This window comes from Pseudoalteromonas obscura (assembly GCF_030135505.1).
Taxonomy (GTDB): Bacteria; Pseudomonadota; Gammaproteobacteria; order Enterobacterales; family Alteromonadaceae; genus Pseudoalteromonas; species Pseudoalteromonas obscura.
Genome location: NZ_JASJUT010000012.1, coordinates 115734 through 132605 on the forward strand (window position 1 = coordinate 115734; position 16872 = coordinate 132605).

Annotated in this window: 8 protein-coding genes; 7 read left to right on the plus strand and 1 reads right to left on the minus strand. The window is 42.4% G+C overall.

Annotated features, from left to right (window positions below):
• Positions 1-97 precede the first annotated feature (97 nt).
• Positions 98-1594 carry a cytochrome-c peroxidase gene (locus QNM18_RS22145; RefSeq protein ID WP_023398976.1) on the minus strand — a complete coding sequence of 499 codons (1497 nt, stop codon included), beginning with the start codon at positions 1592-1594 and terminating at the stop codon, positions 98-100.
• A 1401-nt stretch (positions 1595-2995) separates the two neighbouring features.
• Between QNM18_RS22145 and pabB the strand changes: the two genes are divergently transcribed.
• The 7 genes from pabB (at position 2996) to QNM18_RS22180 (ending at position 16528) form a co-directional block, all read left to right on the plus strand.
• Positions 2996-5143, plus strand: coding sequence for an aminodeoxychorismate synthase component I (gene pabB, locus QNM18_RS22150; RefSeq protein WP_284138467.1), 2148 nt, complete (start codon positions 2996-2998; stop codon positions 5141-5143).
• Positions 5144-5310: 167 nt separating this feature from the next.
• The gene (locus QNM18_RS22155; RefSeq protein ID WP_284138468.1) at positions 5311-6144 is read left to right on the plus strand and encodes an aminotransferase class IV; all 834 of its coding nucleotides are present in this window, start codon (positions 5311-5313) and stop codon (positions 6142-6144) included.
• Positions 6145-6310: 166 nt separating this feature from the next.
• Positions 6311-7045 (plus strand): SDR family oxidoreductase, encoded by a 735-nt coding sequence (locus tag QNM18_RS22160; protein ID WP_211012603.1) that lies wholly within the window; start codon positions 6311-6313, stop codon positions 7043-7045.
• A gap of 279 nt (positions 7046-7324) precedes the next feature.
• Complete coding sequence (locus QNM18_RS22165; protein ID WP_284138469.1) at positions 7325-8926, plus strand: AMP-binding protein; 1602 nt, start codon at positions 7325-7327, stop codon at positions 8924-8926.
• 21 nt (positions 8927-8947) lie between these two features.
• Positions 8948-9304: a hypothetical protein gene (locus tag QNM18_RS22170; RefSeq protein ID WP_284138470.1), complete on the plus strand. Its 357-nt coding sequence runs from the start codon at positions 8948-8950 to the stop codon at positions 9302-9304.
• A gap of 36 nt (positions 9305-9340) precedes the next feature.
• On the plus strand, positions 9341-14908 hold the full coding sequence (locus tag QNM18_RS22175; RefSeq protein ID WP_284138471.1) for a beta-ketoacyl synthase N-terminal-like domain-containing protein: 5568 nt from the start codon (positions 9341-9343) through the stop codon (positions 14906-14908).
• A gap of 300 nt (positions 14909-15208) precedes the next feature.
• Complete coding sequence (locus QNM18_RS22180; RefSeq protein WP_284138472.1) at positions 15209-16528, plus strand: MATE family efflux transporter; 1320 nt, start codon at positions 15209-15211, stop codon at positions 16526-16528.
• Positions 16529-16872: the final 344 nt, after the last annotated feature.

Below are 16872 nucleotides of genomic sequence, written 5' to 3' on the forward strand. Positions count from 1 at the left end.
TTAATCACCGATCGCCAAATACCTATATTAGGGAATGCACGTTGTTGTGCAACGTGCTTACTCCAAGTTTTTAGACTGAGGTCAGTGATAGACACGCTTAATCTTGACCAGCTAGTGTCGGTGGCTGAACCGTTTTGGTGTCTGTCAAGGTCTTCAAATACGCGACCAGTGCCGCTTCTTCTTTTTCGGTAAGACCGAGGTCTCCCATCAAATCAATGATTTCACTACTCGCGGAGTTTGACGTATTCACTTCAGGCTCAGGCCAACAGTCTCTCTCTCGCGCCTGTTTTGCAGTTGTCCCTGCAGGACACTTGATTGGATCGACTTTCGTCAAAGACGTATTATAGAAATGAACAATGTCTTCTAAATTTTTAAAATAACCATTGTGCATAAAGGCTTTTGTAAACCCATCGCTTGATCTCATATCAACATTACGAACAGTAGGCGTACGGAAGTGACCAGCATGGCCACTTGTAAGCGGTGTCTTACTTGTGTGCTCAGAAAGACCAACATCCGGTCGATCAGGATCAAAGTTTGATGCCTCATAGTTAGGTGGCAAAGTAAGGTGATTGAACGTATTGTCGGTGAATTGGTTATGTAATTCGTTACCGACGGAGTCTCGTGCTTCACTGTTGTGGCATTCAGCGCACTGAGCATCCTTTCCTGTGGGGTTCAGTTTGGTTTTTAATCCCCAGAACAAATCGTTACCAAGGTTTTCTAAATCGGTAAACTCTGAATATGGAGAGACACCCGGCGTATCATCATTATCATTCATCACTGCAAAGTCACGTTTAGAGCTATAGGAGTTAACTTCATCTGATTGCTGCCATGCCGAAAGAGCCACACCAATACGCTTAAAGCTGATATCTACACCTGTTTGCTCACAGTCGATTTTCTCTTTCCAAGCTTGCTCGTACAAACGCGCATACTCTGATTTTGCCACATGACGACAAACAAACTCGGCCCCTGGCATGTCGTTGTCATTGCCATCAGGCACATTGTGCTCCACATCATTGGAAAATGGCCCCAACGCTTGATCAACAAGTGGCCCGAGGAATCGTTTATAGGCAGCTTTTACTTCATCTGAAGAACCGTCGAACACTTCCATACCGACCATAAAGCCGGTAGCGCGACCATCCCAAAACAGTCCGCCCTGACACAGCCAGCCATACTTTTCTTTTTCGCACTCTTCTGGACCCCAAGCAAACTGCGACACGCCAAAGTTCTTAGCGCTACTGGTATAAGCTACCGTAGGAGGTTTGCGATTACCTGTACGGTGTGACACGGCTCCCGGTACGACAATTGACCCCGCATTAATTTCAGCATCTGGTGATGTCCAACCTGCTTCAGGTGCATGGCATGATGCACAAGACTGTCCATCTGGCGATGAGATCTCATCGAAAAAAACGTGCTTACCTAAACGCTCTAATGCATCTACGTCCGGCTCTGGAGTTATGCTTACTAACGCATCAGCACTAGACTCAGTGCTTTTCGTTGGATTTTCCGACAAGCCAGATACACATGATACACATAGTGTCGCTACTGACACACTGAGTGTCATTATTAAAAATTGATGTTTTTTAGTTTTTATCATAATCAACTCCTTAATTAGCACCTTTCAGTACCTACAAACGCTATCCTTCATTTATCCGCAATATAACAATATCCATTAACAAGCTTGCATAACCACAGATCCCCATTAACAACTTCGCGTGACGGTTAAGTATTTATGGCCCCGTTGTTAAATAAACATGCATAGTACCGCTTTAGGATAATTTTTCAACCCCTATAAGGACACGAGGTATACTAAGATATTCCCTTTTTAATTTTTTATTCCAACTTATTAAAGTCAAAATAAACACCACACACACGCAACAATAAGCAACAAAAACACACCTTATTTCATTGCAAAAAACCTGATTTTAAACACACCAAAAAGACTCAATTAAAACACCTAAAAACCACACAAAACAAAAAACCAAAAAACACAAAAATCAATTTCAAAAGCTCAAAATAAACAAAGGAAAAACTATACAAAAAAAGAACAAAGTAAAAAGCTAAAACAAAAAATAAAAAGCAATTAAAATCAACACCTTAAAATCAAACATTATTAATCAAAAAAATCAATTCAATAATATAAAAACATCTTAAAAAGAACGTTGATATTGACGTAAAAACACGCCATAAAAACATCTAAAGAATAGAAAGCCACCACTTAAAAAACAGAGAGCAGAGCGCCAAAACCATAGAGAAAAAATCGAGTTCAAGCCAAGATAAAAACAAACAACAAACATCCACATTTCCAAAACAATTATCAAAAATAATAAAAAACTCTAGATTAAAAATTTCATACAAAAATAAAATTACGGGTTGTCATCCTTATCAAGTAGGTGCTACATTAATCTTCCTATTATCCTGAACAAAAGAATAAATTAATTTAGCAGCATCAAAGCAAATATCGCTTAAAAAGCTGCACCTGAGTGGTCATGAACAGCGTTTTTATTGAAGCAAAATCTTCAGTAATCTGGGCGATAACTGCAACTGTCAGTTGTGACAGTTGAAGGAGGTAAGGTACTTCTGGTCAACTATTTTACCGTCAGCTATTGGCGCTAATGAGGTGGTTTTAACTGAGTGATGATTGCAAGATTTTTCACAATATCAATGCTTATTCTCAGGCAAATTACAGCGAAAAAAGTGTGGACCTATAAGCTAAGCCATTGATTTTAATTAGTTTGCATTTGTGTCAGAGACTTTCATTAATAGTAAGTTCAATAAATTAATGCTGGGTATTAATCAAGCTTCTATATTTTTTGAAAAGCGAGCTTTTCGATTGGAGTTTTTTGACCGTATTTAAGAATGTGCATAGTACTTGTTTAGTGTGTAGGAGTGATGAAAGGACATGGCATTTCTCCTGCCCCTAAAAATAAAATAAAAACAATAACTTTAAAATAATAAAAAAATAAATGTAACAACGTAAATAAAGGAGTATCTAATTTTGCACTGTCTTCTTATTGATAACTATGATTCTTTTACATATAACCTTGCTGATTATATTGGGGAAACTTTTGGTGAAATGCCAACGGTAATACGCAATGACCAATATTCTTGGGATGAAGTATCTCAGTCAATGGATTTTGATTGTATTGTAGTATCACCAGGGCCCGGTAGTGTTACCAAACAAACTGATTTTCAAATATCACGAAATGCGGTAGCTCAAAATGACATTCCGGTGTTTGGTGTTTGCCTCGGTTTTCAAGGTATTGCACACCAACACGGCGGTCGAATTCTGCATTGCCCTGTGCCATACCATGGTCGAACTTCAAATGTTGTTCATGAAAATGACCCTATGTTTGCCAATATATCGCCAAACTTTGAGGTCGTACGTTACCACTCATTGATGGTTGAGCTGCCAAAAAATGGAGATTTAATCCAAACGGCTTCAACGGACTGCGGCATTATTATGGGTCTGAGGCATAAAACACTACCTAAGTGGGGCGTGCAATTTCATCCAGAATCTATTCTTACTGAAAACGGTCATCAGTTGATCACCAACTTTAGAGACTTGGCGCACGAACATAATAAAAAAGCGCGCATTCAAGTTCCGGCTAAACTGGATTTAAATAACATTGAAAAAATAGAACCCAAGCCTGAAAAAAAATCAGAAACAAAACAAATAATCAGTAAAAAACTGCGTTTAAAAAGTGCGCCTGAAGACATTTTTTCTTCACTTTTTGCAAAAGAAAAACACAGCTTTTGGTTAGATAGCCAATCTTTATCTGATTCAAAATCTCGTTTTTCTTTTATGGGCTGTGTTAATCAAGATCAAATCATCAATTATAAAATTAATGAAGATGATAAAGACTTTGCGCAAGGCCATACCAAGCTAAAAGAGATGGATAAGCTGCTGTCATCGACAAAGGTTGAAGGTACAGAAGCCTTACCTTTCAGTTTTGTAGGTGGCCTAGTTGGCTATTTTAGCTATGAAATGAAAGCCCTTTTTGGTGCGAGCAAACAGTTTGAAAATAACATCCCAGACATGATTTGGATGCATGTTGACCAATTCATTGGATTCGATCATCACACAAATGAAGTTTATTTGGTGGCCAACACCGCGCCTGATGAACGCCATATAGCTCAACTTTGGTTAGAAACCATGGAAGGAAAAATAAACAAAGTTGAATTAAGCAGGCATAAAGAATTACCCACTTCAAAAGTTTTGATGGATGAATTAGAGCTAGAAATGGACGCCAGCTACGATGAGTACATATCGGCAATCAAACGTTCTCAGGACTCCATCGTTGAAGGTGACTCTTACGAAGTATGCTTAACAAACCACTTTTCATTTAAAGCAGATTTTAACCCCTATGATCTGTACAAAAATATGCGTAAAGGCAATGCAGCCCCATTTGGTGCCTTTATTCAAAGTGACAGCACCTCCATTTTGAGTACGTCACCAGAGAGGTTTTTATCTGTATCGTCTGAGGGACGTGTGCAAGCAAAACCTATCAAAGGTACCTGCAAGCGCTCATCAAATCCAGAGCGAGATAAGGCGTTAGCCAAACAGTTGTCAGAATCACGAAAAGATCGCGCAGAAAATCTTATGATTGTCGATTTGATGCGTAATGATTTAAACCGTGTTTCAAAGCAGAACTCCGTGAAAGTCCCCGTATTAATGGGTATTGAGAGTTATAAAACCGTACACCAGATGGTCAGCACGGTGGAATCAGATTTAGCAGATGATCAAAGTTTAATGGATTTAATTAGGGTAACTTACCCCGGCGGTTCGATCACCGGAGCTCCCAAATTAAGAACCATGGAAATCATTGATGACTTGGAAAAAAGTGCTCGTGGTGTCTACTGTGGTGCAATTGGCTACTTAGGCTACAACCGAGTAGCAGATCTCAATATTGGTATCAGAACCTTGTCCTATGACGGAGACAAAGTGCGTTTTGGTGCAGGTGGTGCTATCACATACCTATCTCAACCTGATGCCGAATTTAATGAGATCATGCTCAAAACAGAAGCATTGCTAAAACCTCTATGGCAATTTTTCGGTGGAGCAAGTGACAATATTCGCAGCGAAGTGAATGGCAATAAATTGAAGATTTTCAATTTAGAAGAAGCTTTGGAAGCTGTCGAATAGAAGTACAGCATATTGCGTCGTTTTGAGGTTCATTGCCTAACGGTTTTAGCCGGATAAATTTTTAATATATCTCAAAATCGTTAGGTAATAGGATTAACCTGAAACTTAAGTAATCACTAAAAAATAAAACATGGCACTGTCTCGTAGCAGCTATTTTCAGGCATTTTATGACAACAATACTAAATGAAAACACATTGCATCCAGATCCAGATACCCTGTCTCTGGCTTTATATGGTTATGCTTGTTTCACTAGCTTTTTAGTCGAAGACAGGAAAGTAAAAGGCCTGACGTTCCACTTGCAGCGCTTGATCGGTGACTCATTGGCAATCTTTGGAAAAAGTCCAAATGAAGGAGAAATATTAAAAAATATTTTGGCTTTTTTGGATCAGCAAGACGCAGGCTACTATGGTGGTGTTCGCGTCACTATTTTTCCTGCAAACTTTTCCCTATCAAACCCAGGGGATTTTCAGAAATTCAATATCTTGGTCACTGGGAGAAAAGTTGAACGTATCAATGCTACACCTATCAAGATCGCAACTATTGAAGCGCAGCGTACGTGTCCTTTACAAAAAACATCAAACATCATTGCCAATCTAAAAGCGCGAGTTGAAGCCCAGAATGCGGGCGCGCAAGATGCACTTATGTTGTGCGATAACATAGTAACTGAGGGCGCAACGTGGAATATATTTTTTGGTACTGGCAATAACCTTGTAACCCCATCGATACAAACGGGAATTTTACCCGGTATCACAAGAAAATTGCTAATAGAGAGCGCAAAATCTGCTAATTACAAGGTCATAGAGTCCGCAATAAAAATAAATGAAATTGAAAAATACGAATACTGCTTTATTAGTAACGCCATGATTGGTTTACGCGCAGTCGCTAGTATAAATAACGTTACCTATGACGCGCAGCACAGCTGCATCAGACAGCTACAGAATAGGTTTAAAGAGATATCGGCGGATAGTATCGATCAATTCACTGAATTAATAAACCAATAGAAAATTATAAAACCAACTCTCTGAACCCAATATCAGCCGAGTATAACTTAAGTCTTACTTTGATAATAAATAGTCCTATAGGCTTTTAAATAACATCTTTTAGATGTGCCGAAAGAAAGGATTTTAAATACAAAGAAAATTGTAAGGAAAGTATTAGGTAGTCATCATGGATTTATCAGGAAAAAAAGTATTAATCACCGGAGGAGGCTCTGGTATTGGCCTGGAATTTACTCGAGAACTTGCTAAACGCTCGAATAACATAGTCATCTGCGGCCGCAATCTAAATAAACTAAAATCAATACAAAAAGAGCTTCCCAACATTGATTACTTTCAATGTGATCTCACCAAAGATGAAGAACAGAAAAAGTTGGTTGAGTATATTCATATTCATCACCCAGATCTCGATATGCTTATCAATAATGCTGGCATTCAAAAGAACTACAGCTTTACACAACTAGAGAGTCACATTGACCTGATCGATGAAGAAATGAATACCAATGTGACGTCACAAATGAAACTGATTGACCGCATGCTGCCTGTACTTTTGCAACAGCGTGAGGCGGCAATTGTCAATGTCACATCCCTACTCGCAGCCGTTCCAAAGCAGTCTGCACCCGTTTATTGCGCCTCAAAGGCCGCATTTCGCATGTTCACAAAAGCGCTGCGCTACCAATTGGAAAGCACCACAGTCAAAGTTTATGAGGTTGTTCCGCCTTTGGTCGATACAGATATGACCAAAGGGCGAGGCACAGGCAAGATGAGTGCAAATGAGCTCGTACTAGAGGCATTGCAGGGTATAGAAGCTGATACCCCAGATATTCTCGCTGGGATGAGTAAAAAGGTATTTGATATGAAACGGGTATCCCCAGACGAAGTATATGCAATGATCCGAAACGGGTAACACCAAATAAGACTAAGCAATTGTAATATAATGATTTTAATTTGGTTAAGTGGCTATTACAGGTTCACTCAGGCGGCTATCCACCGCTGTGTAAAACACATCGCATTAACGAATGCCACATGTACACACACCCATTTAACCAAACAAACATTGCAACACATTTTGCTAACCAGCGCTGCGCAGGATAAGTCAGTACCACAAATAAAAATACACTTTATTAACCTGCGATGTGCAAGAGAAAAATTAAGAACAAACAAACTTTTGGACTGGAACATAATAATGAACAATAAAGAGCTGGACTATCGTGATAACTTTATTCAAGAGAATAGCCCTGATGAAAAAGACCTGCCAGATATCATAAACTTAGATAAATTCGATTTACCTGAGAACCTAAACTGTGTGACTGAAATGCTGGATAATGCGGTAGCAGAAGGTTATGGCGATAAAGTCGCAGTCATTACTGCCGATGAATCTTATACTTACCAAGCACTGCTGGATAAATCCAACCAAGTCGCCAACTACTTGGTGAACGAATTAGACGTAAAACCTGGTAATCGGGTATTACTGTACTCGCCAAACAACATCATGATGGTTGCTTGCTGGCTGGGTATTGTTAAGGCTGGCGCGGTGACAGTGGCCGTCATACCGACCCTTGAGCCAGAAAGAATTGTCAAAGTGGTGCACAAAGCTGAGATTAAAGTCGCTTTATGTGATGACAGGTTTGAAGAACGTTTCACCACAGTTAAAAACATGACGGATATGCTCAGCGAAGTTACCGCTTTCGATGCCAAACTGTCAGATCACGAAAAATTAAATCGCCAATCTACCGAGTTTCACAATGTAGAGACGGCAGCAGATGACTGCTGCTTGATTGGCTTTTCTTCAGGGACTACCGCCGATAATTCCAAAGCGGTCATTCATTATCACCGCGACATGTTGATCGCGTGTCAGGCTGCGGGACAACGTGTTTTTAAAATCACTGAAAATGACCGCTTAATAGGTAGCCCTTCGCTGGCGTTTGGATTTGGCCTAGGTTCACTATTACTTTCCGCGCTCTACTGCCGGGCTTCAACAGTGTTATTGGAAGGCCCAACGCCTATTGAGTTACTAGAGAATATCGAACGTCATCGCCCAACTTTAATGTTTACCTCACCACAGGCCTACCAAGCCATGGAAGCGCAATGTGACAATTACGACATTTCCAGTTTGAGGTTTTGTACTGCCAGCGGTGAGCACGTTATGCCTTCCATTTGGCAGTCATGGAAAGATAAGACTGGCATTGCGCTTTTCCATGGCATCGGCAGTACCGAGATGCTGTTTCTCTTCTTAGGTCCAGATATTGATGACATACAGCGAGGCCGAATAGGCAAGCCAATTTACGGTTACGAAGCGAAGGTCGTTGACAAAAATGGCCAGGAGTTGCCCATCAATACAGTTGGGTTACTCGCAGTTCGCGGTCCACTAGGTTGTCGCTACCTCTCAGACGAGCGACAAAAGAATTACGTGATCAATGGCTGGAATGTCACCGATGATTGTGTGCTCAGGGATGAACAAGGACATTACTGGTTTCATGGTAGAGCTGAAAACGAAGTTATCACAGGTTCTGGACGTCTTAATTTGCTGGAATTGGAAAATGCACTGTCTACCCATGACATAGTTGCGGAATGTGCGGTGGTACAAGATCGAGCAAAATCATCGATCCACGCACATGTCATTTTGAATAAGTCTGCTGAATGCGACCATTCTGAATTAGAAATCAGTCTCAAAGAACATATAAAAATGACAATCGACGCACAGTATTGCCCCGAAACCATCACATTCATTGATGCGTTCCCGCGTACGCCGTCAGGAAAAATACAACGTCATAAGTTACAAGCTTAAGTGAGTAGATAGGCGTAGTTAATGGTATCCATGTATAGCCAACTAAAACAGTGGTATTTGAAACAACAGCGAGGTCAAAGCGCGGCTGTACTGTTTCGCCTAGCGATGCTAGCAACCATGGATGCCGTGATACGTCTTTTTACATTTAACACAGACAACGTAAATAAAGCGATTCAGGGTATATCCCCCGGTGTATCTGTACATGGGCATGGCAAAATTAACAAGGACTCAACTGCGGCAATAACGGCTCTTCACTGTATCAAGAAGCCACGATATCGCTCGACACAGTCGATAAATATTCCGGTAAATATATCCACCCTCGCTCGGATGTTACTGAGCGCTTACCAAGTTAAAATTTGCGCACCTTTGGGGTCATAAAAACACCGCCCCCATGTCGTATTTTAAGGATAAATAATGAAACAAGAACAAGAAAAAAAACAACTCATTGACACATGTGGCGCCCCTCATTGGGAGTCTGTGATTGACTTTATCGCTCCGTTTGAGAAAAAAGAGCTCTTTGCTACACCAGCAGATGACAACACCTTAGACGTCATCACAGGGGCAAATTTAATCGAACACACTCAGCAACTTGGAAGTGCGCTATCCAATATGTTGGGATCACAGCAAAAAATCATCATTCTGTTTCCGCAGGGGATGGAGTATGTCTACAGCCTGCTGGCATGTTGGTATGCGAACCTAGCCATCATCCCGATCCCCCTTGGTGACTTGACACAAAAAGACAAGCTGTCCGAGACCCTAGACCGCATCATTGCTGATTCAGCAGCAACTTGCATTCTTACAAATACGGAAATATCTCAACAACTTGCTGAATCTGAAAAGCTAAAAGACACGCACATATTAGATATCAATCAGCTCATTTGTGCTGATCAAGAACTCACGCCCGAACGTCCTAAGCAACCCGACGATCTCGCAATTTTGCTCTATAGCTCCGGGTCAAATTCTCAACCTAAAGGGGTGCAAATTCCTCACCAAAGTTTAGAGTCACAAATAAATATCGGCGCGCAACAATGGGAGATCAACGGAGATAGTCGGATCACTTCATGGATGCCCCAGTTTCATAGCTTTGGCTTAGTGTTTGGAATTTTAGCGCCGCTATCAAGAGGCGCATTTAGCGTCATATTTGATGCTAAATACTTCTTGTTGCAGCCAAATTTGTGGTTTGAACGTATTTCACTGTATCAGGCAACCCACACCGCTGCGCCTAACTTTGCCCTTGATTACTGCGTGAACAAAGTAAACATCGATGCGTTTTTATCATCAGAGCAAAAACCGTTAGCGTCCCTAAAGGCCATTGTCTGTGGAGGCGAGCCTTTTAACTACGATAGCTATGTGAATTTTAATACACGCTTTGAATGCCTCGGCCTCAATCCAAATGCTGTCACTTGTTGTTATGGCCTATCTGAAGTTTGCTCTGTTGTGTCCGGCGACATCAACAGCAAAGAGCGTTTTATGTCACTAGACATAGAATCTTTGGAACAAGACAAAGTCCAGCCCACTGAACGAGCCAATAAGGCTAAAACCGTGGCCAGTTGCGGCAAGATAAATGGTGACACTTCTGTGGTGATTGTCGAAAAAGGCACGCTGACGCCATGCAAAAAAGGCACGGTAGGCGAAATATTAGTGCATTCACCGTCCATTGCTGCGGGGTATCTCAATAGACCAGATGAATCAAGCTCGACCTTCAGTGCAAAAGTGGCAAATTCAGATCAAAACTTCCTTCGAACAGGTGATTTAGGCTTTGTAGAAGACGGTTACCTCTACGTTGTTGGTAGGGAAAAAGACGTCATCATCATCAATGGAAAAAACCACCACCCTATTGATATTGAAGCGTCAATTAAGCGCCATGTAGACTACCTTAAACTTGCCATGATTGTCTTTTCACAAGTGATCGATAACGAAGAGAAAGTCATTGTGGTACAAGAAGTCAAGGATGGATTAAGTCAAGCAGACTATCACGACATCGTCGCCGATATTAAACAGGCCATAGCTCAAAATCACAGTATCAGAGCCCATGAAATTCATTTAGTGCCTGAAAAAACGATCCCCAGAACAGGCAGCGGAAAAATCCAAAAACAAGCATGTCGAAACTTGCGCAAAGCCGATACCCTGCCAGCATATTATTGCGATACAGCGCACCAAACGACAGCAACAAATACTGCAACAGCGCCTGACAGTGCTAACATCGCAGCTACCATAGAGACCTTGAAAAATACGGTTTTTGCATCAGAGCTAAACCTAACTCAACAGGATCTTGCCAATGTTGATGACTTAAGCGCCATTATGTTGGATTCAATTCAATACGTCGTCATTGCTAAAAAAATTGAAGAGGTCTTTAAAACCGCATTTGCTCCGGTCATGCTGTTTAAATACCCGAGCTTTAGCCAGCTTGCAGGCTACTTGCACGAAGCGCTAAGCTCACTTAGTCAACCGACGGGCGTGCAAAACGCTGTCGATGCATGCCAGCATCAAGATGCAGATCAGCACAGCCATAGCGAACAGGGCAAAGACGCGATAGCCATCGTTGGTATGAGTGGCCACTTCCCTGGCGGCGCAACCGATCTCGACCTCTTTTGGGACAACTTGATCCACCAAAACGACAGTATTTCAGCTATACCAACAAATAGACAAGCGTTCTCACAGGATAAAAAAGCGTCTGAACTCAATGGTTTTCCAAACCGAGGCGGCTTTTTATACGACATAGATACCTTTGATGCGGAGTTTTTTGGCATTTCTCCTCTTGAAGCCAATAGTATGGATCCGCAGCAGCGTAAAGTGATGGAAATGACGTGGAGCGTGTTTGAAAGTGCAGGACACAACCCCAAGCAATTAGCCGATCAAAATGTCGGACTATTCATCGGTGCCCACAACAATGATTATCTAGAGCTAACCTTGGCGCAGCCTGAACTCACAGAGAAATATGGTGCCTATCTGGACTCAGGTGTTCATATGAGCATGATAGCCAATCGCGCTTCAAGGTGGTTTGACTTTAATGGTCCAAGTGAAGTTATCAATACAGCCTGCTCAAGCTCTTTGGTTGCTGTACATCACGCCGTTGAGTCGATTAAAAACGGCACCTGTAACCTTGCCGTCGCCGGGGGGATAAATCTCATTTTAACACCGCGCGTCTACAAAGCAGCCCACAGCGCAGGCATGTTGTCGGCTGATGGCTCATGTAAAACGTTTGATGAAAAGGCCAATGGATTCGTGCGTGCAGAAGGATACGGCGCCGTGTTACTCAAGCCCTACCATCAGGCAATCAAGGACAATGATACAATTTATGGCGTCATTAAGTCTGCTGTGACCAATCATGATGGCAAATCTAACTCGTTGCGCGCACCAAATCTCGACAGTCAAACTCAACTGATTAAATCAGCCTACCAAACTGCAAATATAGCCCCAGAAACTGTCAGCTATATAGAAGCCCATGGTACAGGTACGCCTCTAGGTGATCCGATTGAAACTGAAGCTTTAAAAGAAGCGTTTAATGCTTTATCTGACACTTTGCCACATCAATATTGTGGTCTAGGCACAGCAAAAACCAATATTGGCCATTGCGAGTCTGCCGCAGGCATCGCTGGTTTGATTAAGGTGTTGCTGTCAATGAAGCATCAGACGCTGCCCGGTGTACTGCATTTCAACCAACTTAATCCATCTATTTCACTGCAACAAAGCCCATTTTACGTGGTTGATAAAACTCAACCTTGGCTGCGTTTGACAGATGCGAGCGGTGAGCCGATCCCCTTGCGTGCAGGGATCAGCTCGTTCGGCTTTGGCGGTGTAAATGCCCACGTAGTCGTTGAAGAGCCAATAGCAGATAACGTCGTGGCAAGCAGCAACCATGAAGCTGCTGCACAGTTAATTTTACTGTCGGCTAAAACCCCTGAGCAACTGATGGAGGTTGCCAGCGGATTGCATAGTCACCTGATCAGGCAAAGTATCAATGACACCTTTGATAGCCAGCAAACGCTGCTTGATATTGCCTATACCTTGCAAGTAGGCCGCCATGACATGCAAGAACGCTTGGCTATCATTGTTGATTCGCCAACGAAATTAATGGATGCTTTATATCAATTTTTATCCGGCACATCGAAGCGCGGTAACTTCTACCGAGGGGCGGTAGATAAAGAGCTAGAATCGCTTAATTGGGATTCTGATGAAGGGCTAACAACCGCCTTTAACCATTGGTTTGAAGTCAAGGAGCTGCATAAAATCGCAAGCTTCTGGGTACGTGGCGCCACTCCTTCTTCATGGCATTCACTGCATAAAAACACGCGCCCCAAACGCATCAACTTACCGTCGTATCCATTTACACAAAGTCGTTATTGGCTACCAGATTTGCCCAAGCTCAGCACAGTGCAAACTGATATGATTGATGCTTCACACACCCAGAAGCCTTTACCACATACAGCCCGTGTAACGATCACTGATGACATCACGCAGAATGTTCTGAGTGCCGTTTCAGAGAGTACCGAACTGCCAATTCAAAATATCAACACATCTGTGGACTTGGACCAGCTTGGTGTTGATTCAATTCTGCGTTTAAAGATAACCAATCAATTGATCAAGATGTACCCTGATTGTGCGATAGAGGTCACTGAGATATTGGTTTTGCGAACCATTGATGACATAGTCCAACTGCTTCAAGAAAAAACCGGCAAAACCAGCGCTATTGTGACCAAAAAGCCAGTGGTTAGGTCATCAGCCAAGCAGCAGAGTTCAGCCCAAAACAACCTCAGCGACACGATAAAAGAGATGGTCTCCCGTCATACAGATCACGCCATCAAAGCGTTGGATCCGTCTCTCGACTTGACTGAGCTAGGTGTGGACTCCATTACTCGACTCAAGCTCACAAACGACATTATCCATGCGTTTTCAGCGCTGTCGTTAGAACCAGCTCAGCTATTACCGCTATCAACCATCGATGAGATATCCGAGTTACTGAACAAAGCCTCTGCACAAACAGCTATACAGAACGAGCGCGCAGCCCCACAAGTGCCAGAGTATGATGAAAAAGCCTTGCAAGAGATCACCAACAATCTTAAACAGCAGACGAGCAACATCATTATCGAGAACATCAAACCTGATCTTCACGACGCCAATGCATTGCGAGCTGACTCCATCGTTTGCAAGGACCACCCATTTTTTAATGATCACCCGCTCGACCATATAACAGGCGTGCAATTAATTGAGTCAACGATGCAATTAATTAAAGCCTCAGAGCTGCACCGCACAAATGCATCTGAGTATTATACTCAGGCTTTGACCATTCAATTTGATGCTTTTTGCGAACACGATAGCGCAGAGTTATTCTGTACCGAAGTGAATGATGACCAGATCACAGGGTCAAAATCCTTCTCAACCCGCGTAACCCAATTTGATAAAAATATTTGTCAGGCCAAGGTTACCATTCAACAGATTTCCTCTTCTGCTGATGCGCCGTTATCTGATTCTGCCTTGGCTGATGATGCCAGCCCATGTGATCGCAGTACCGTGAATAAACACAATGGTGACAACGTATTTATCAGCACTGCGACATCTGCCTGGGACCAATCCGGCGTATGGTTTATGCCGAATCATTCGGACACTATTTTCAACGACAATAGTGCCGGCGTCATTGATGTGACCCACCTCATCGAAGGGTGCAGACAGCATCAGCGCTCAATGGGCAAATTGCTGTCACCTCAAAACGCCGAACAAGATAGCGCTCTCAAAGAAGGAGTGGGGATCCTGAAATCGCTTGAAATTCGCTTACAAAGAGCACTACGAAAACACGAGTCCATCTTCATCACTAATGGCGATATGAATGTGCTGGATGTCGGCGGCAACCGCATCATTAACTGGCAAAGTGATCTGCTGGTTAACGGCGAAGTGGTGGGAATTTACAACATGGAATGTCTCGCGCTCAGCAATGAAGTTTACCACTCTTGGAGATCAGCTGAAGAAGAAAAAATAACAAGTTAACTGCAAAGCCATCAACCCATCACTGACAGGACAATGTCTGTCATGCTTGATGAGTTGATTTAACAAACGGGCAAAAAATAGCTTTTTATGTACGCTTTTAGGTGTTAAAAAATAGCGGCTAATAGCACTCTTTTTTGGCGAGCACTTCACAGTCATAAGGCAACAAAGGTTATTTTTCGCCCTCGATTACTTTAGGTGCGATAGAGCTATTTCGTACCAACCACCCTGCTCGGATTGCTCCGCGTCAGGCATGTTATAAATCACCCTAAAAATAAGCTCGGGTGATAGCTGGAGATCGTTTTGCTAGATCGAGTAAAAACAATCATTTGCTTTGCAATTCCTATCATTGCAGGCATGGTGTCTCAAAATGTCATGGTTGTGATTGACATGGCCATGGTGGGGACATTAGGTACGGACGCCCTAGCGGCCGTCGGTATTGCTTCTCAAGTTAACTTTGTGTCCTTTGCCCTACTGATCGGGCTCACCAGTGGAGTACTGACCATTTCTTCTCGCTTGCATGGTAAAGGCAATGACTCTGAAACCGCCATCCCACTCAATAGTGCGCTACTTATCAGCGGTGTTATTGGCATCCCATTGTCCATTGTTCTCTATTATACGGTTCCATTATTTTTCCCATCACTTCATGATGATCCCAATGTCATCTTGTTGGGCAATGACTATTTGCAGGTACGCGTTTTAGCCATCACGGCAGTCGCAATGACCTTGTCATTTAGAGGTTACTGGAGCGGTATTAAGCGGCCGAAGTTGTTCATGAACTCGTTATTTTTAATGCTAGTCTGTAATGTCATACTCAATTATTTATTGATTTTTGGCAGTTTGGGCTTTCCAAAAATGGGCGTAACTGGGGCTGGTGTGGCAACCTCCCTATCTCTGCTTATTGGCACCATTTACTGCTTTTATCTTGGGTTTAAATATTCGAAACCAGCTGGTTTTTTCCAGCAGCTGCCAACCAAAGCGCAACTCCAACAGATTATAAATTTTTCGTTGCCACAAGGGCTACAACAACTTTTTCGGGCCATTGGTTTAACAGTCATGTTCATTATTATTGGCACCTTAGGCACTGACGAGCTAGCGGTAGCGAATGTGTTGGTCAATGTTACGTTGGTTATGATCATACCCTGTATCGGCTTTGGCATTGCAGCAGCCTCTTTAGTTGGACAGGCATTAGGCCAAGATGCGCCTGAAAAGGCGAAGCGCTGGGGGTGGGATACTGCAATGATAGGGGTACTGTTTATGTGTTCTATAAGCTTACCCATGGTGCTGTTTCCCGACCTCGTGTTATCCGCCTTTGTCCACGAACAACACCTAGTCGACATGGCTAGATTGCCTTTACAACTCATATCTTTGCTATTGGCTGTTGATGCGGTGGGCGTGATCTTGCTTAATTCACTGCTTGGCGCAGGTGCCAGTAAACAGGTATTAAAAATATCCTTTAGTATCCAGTGGCTGGTGTTCTTACCGGCAGCTTGGATAGCCAGCCATCACTTTGGCATGGGACTATTGGCAATTTGGTGTTTGAATATCGCGTATCGCGCAATTCAAGCGGGTATTTTTGTCAAAATATGGCATCAAGGGCGCTGGAGTACGATCCAAATATAGGCAACGTACTGGCTAATAAACTCTTTTTAGACGTATTGCTTCGCTGTTGAGTTTGAATAAATACGTCTTCTTATTTAGTTCGACCTCAAATAAATAAAAACAAATTAACTGTGTAGACATACCTCAAAGCTCAGATAAGTATATTCCTTGGCTTACAATTAAACAGGCCAAGGTATTACAGCATCAAACTTATAAATAAACCTTACCTTCTTTCAATGAACTCATCACTTCTTAACAAGCCAAAAAACCAATTTAAAAACGCGAACACAACGGTTGAAAAACACTCAAAAAACAAGTTTAAAATGACATAAAAGTGCAACAAAATCAGATAAATAAAAAATCAC

Excerpts from the sequence above, each read along its gene's own strand:
- QNM18_RS22170 (WP_284138470.1), top strand. The coding sequence starts at position 8,948 with ATGGTATCCATGTATAGCCAACTAAAACAGTGGTATTTGAAACAACAG.
- QNM18_RS22155 (WP_284138468.1), top strand. The coding sequence starts at position 5,311 with ATGACAACAATACTAAATGAAAACACATTGCATCCAGATCCAGATACC.
- QNM18_RS22160 (WP_211012603.1), top strand. The coding sequence starts at position 6,311 with ATGGATTTATCAGGAAAAAAAGTATTAATCACCGGAGGAGGCTCTGGT.
- QNM18_RS22145 (WP_023398976.1), bottom strand. The coding sequence starts at position 1,594 with ATGATAAAAACTAAAAAACATCAATTTTTAATAATGACACTCAGTGTG.
- QNM18_RS22175 (WP_284138471.1), top strand. The coding sequence starts at position 9,341 with ATGAAACAAGAACAAGAAAAAAAACAACTCATTGACACATGTGGCGCC.
- QNM18_RS22165 (WP_284138469.1), top strand. The coding sequence starts at position 7,325 with ATGAACAATAAAGAGCTGGACTATCGTGATAACTTTATTCAAGAGAAT.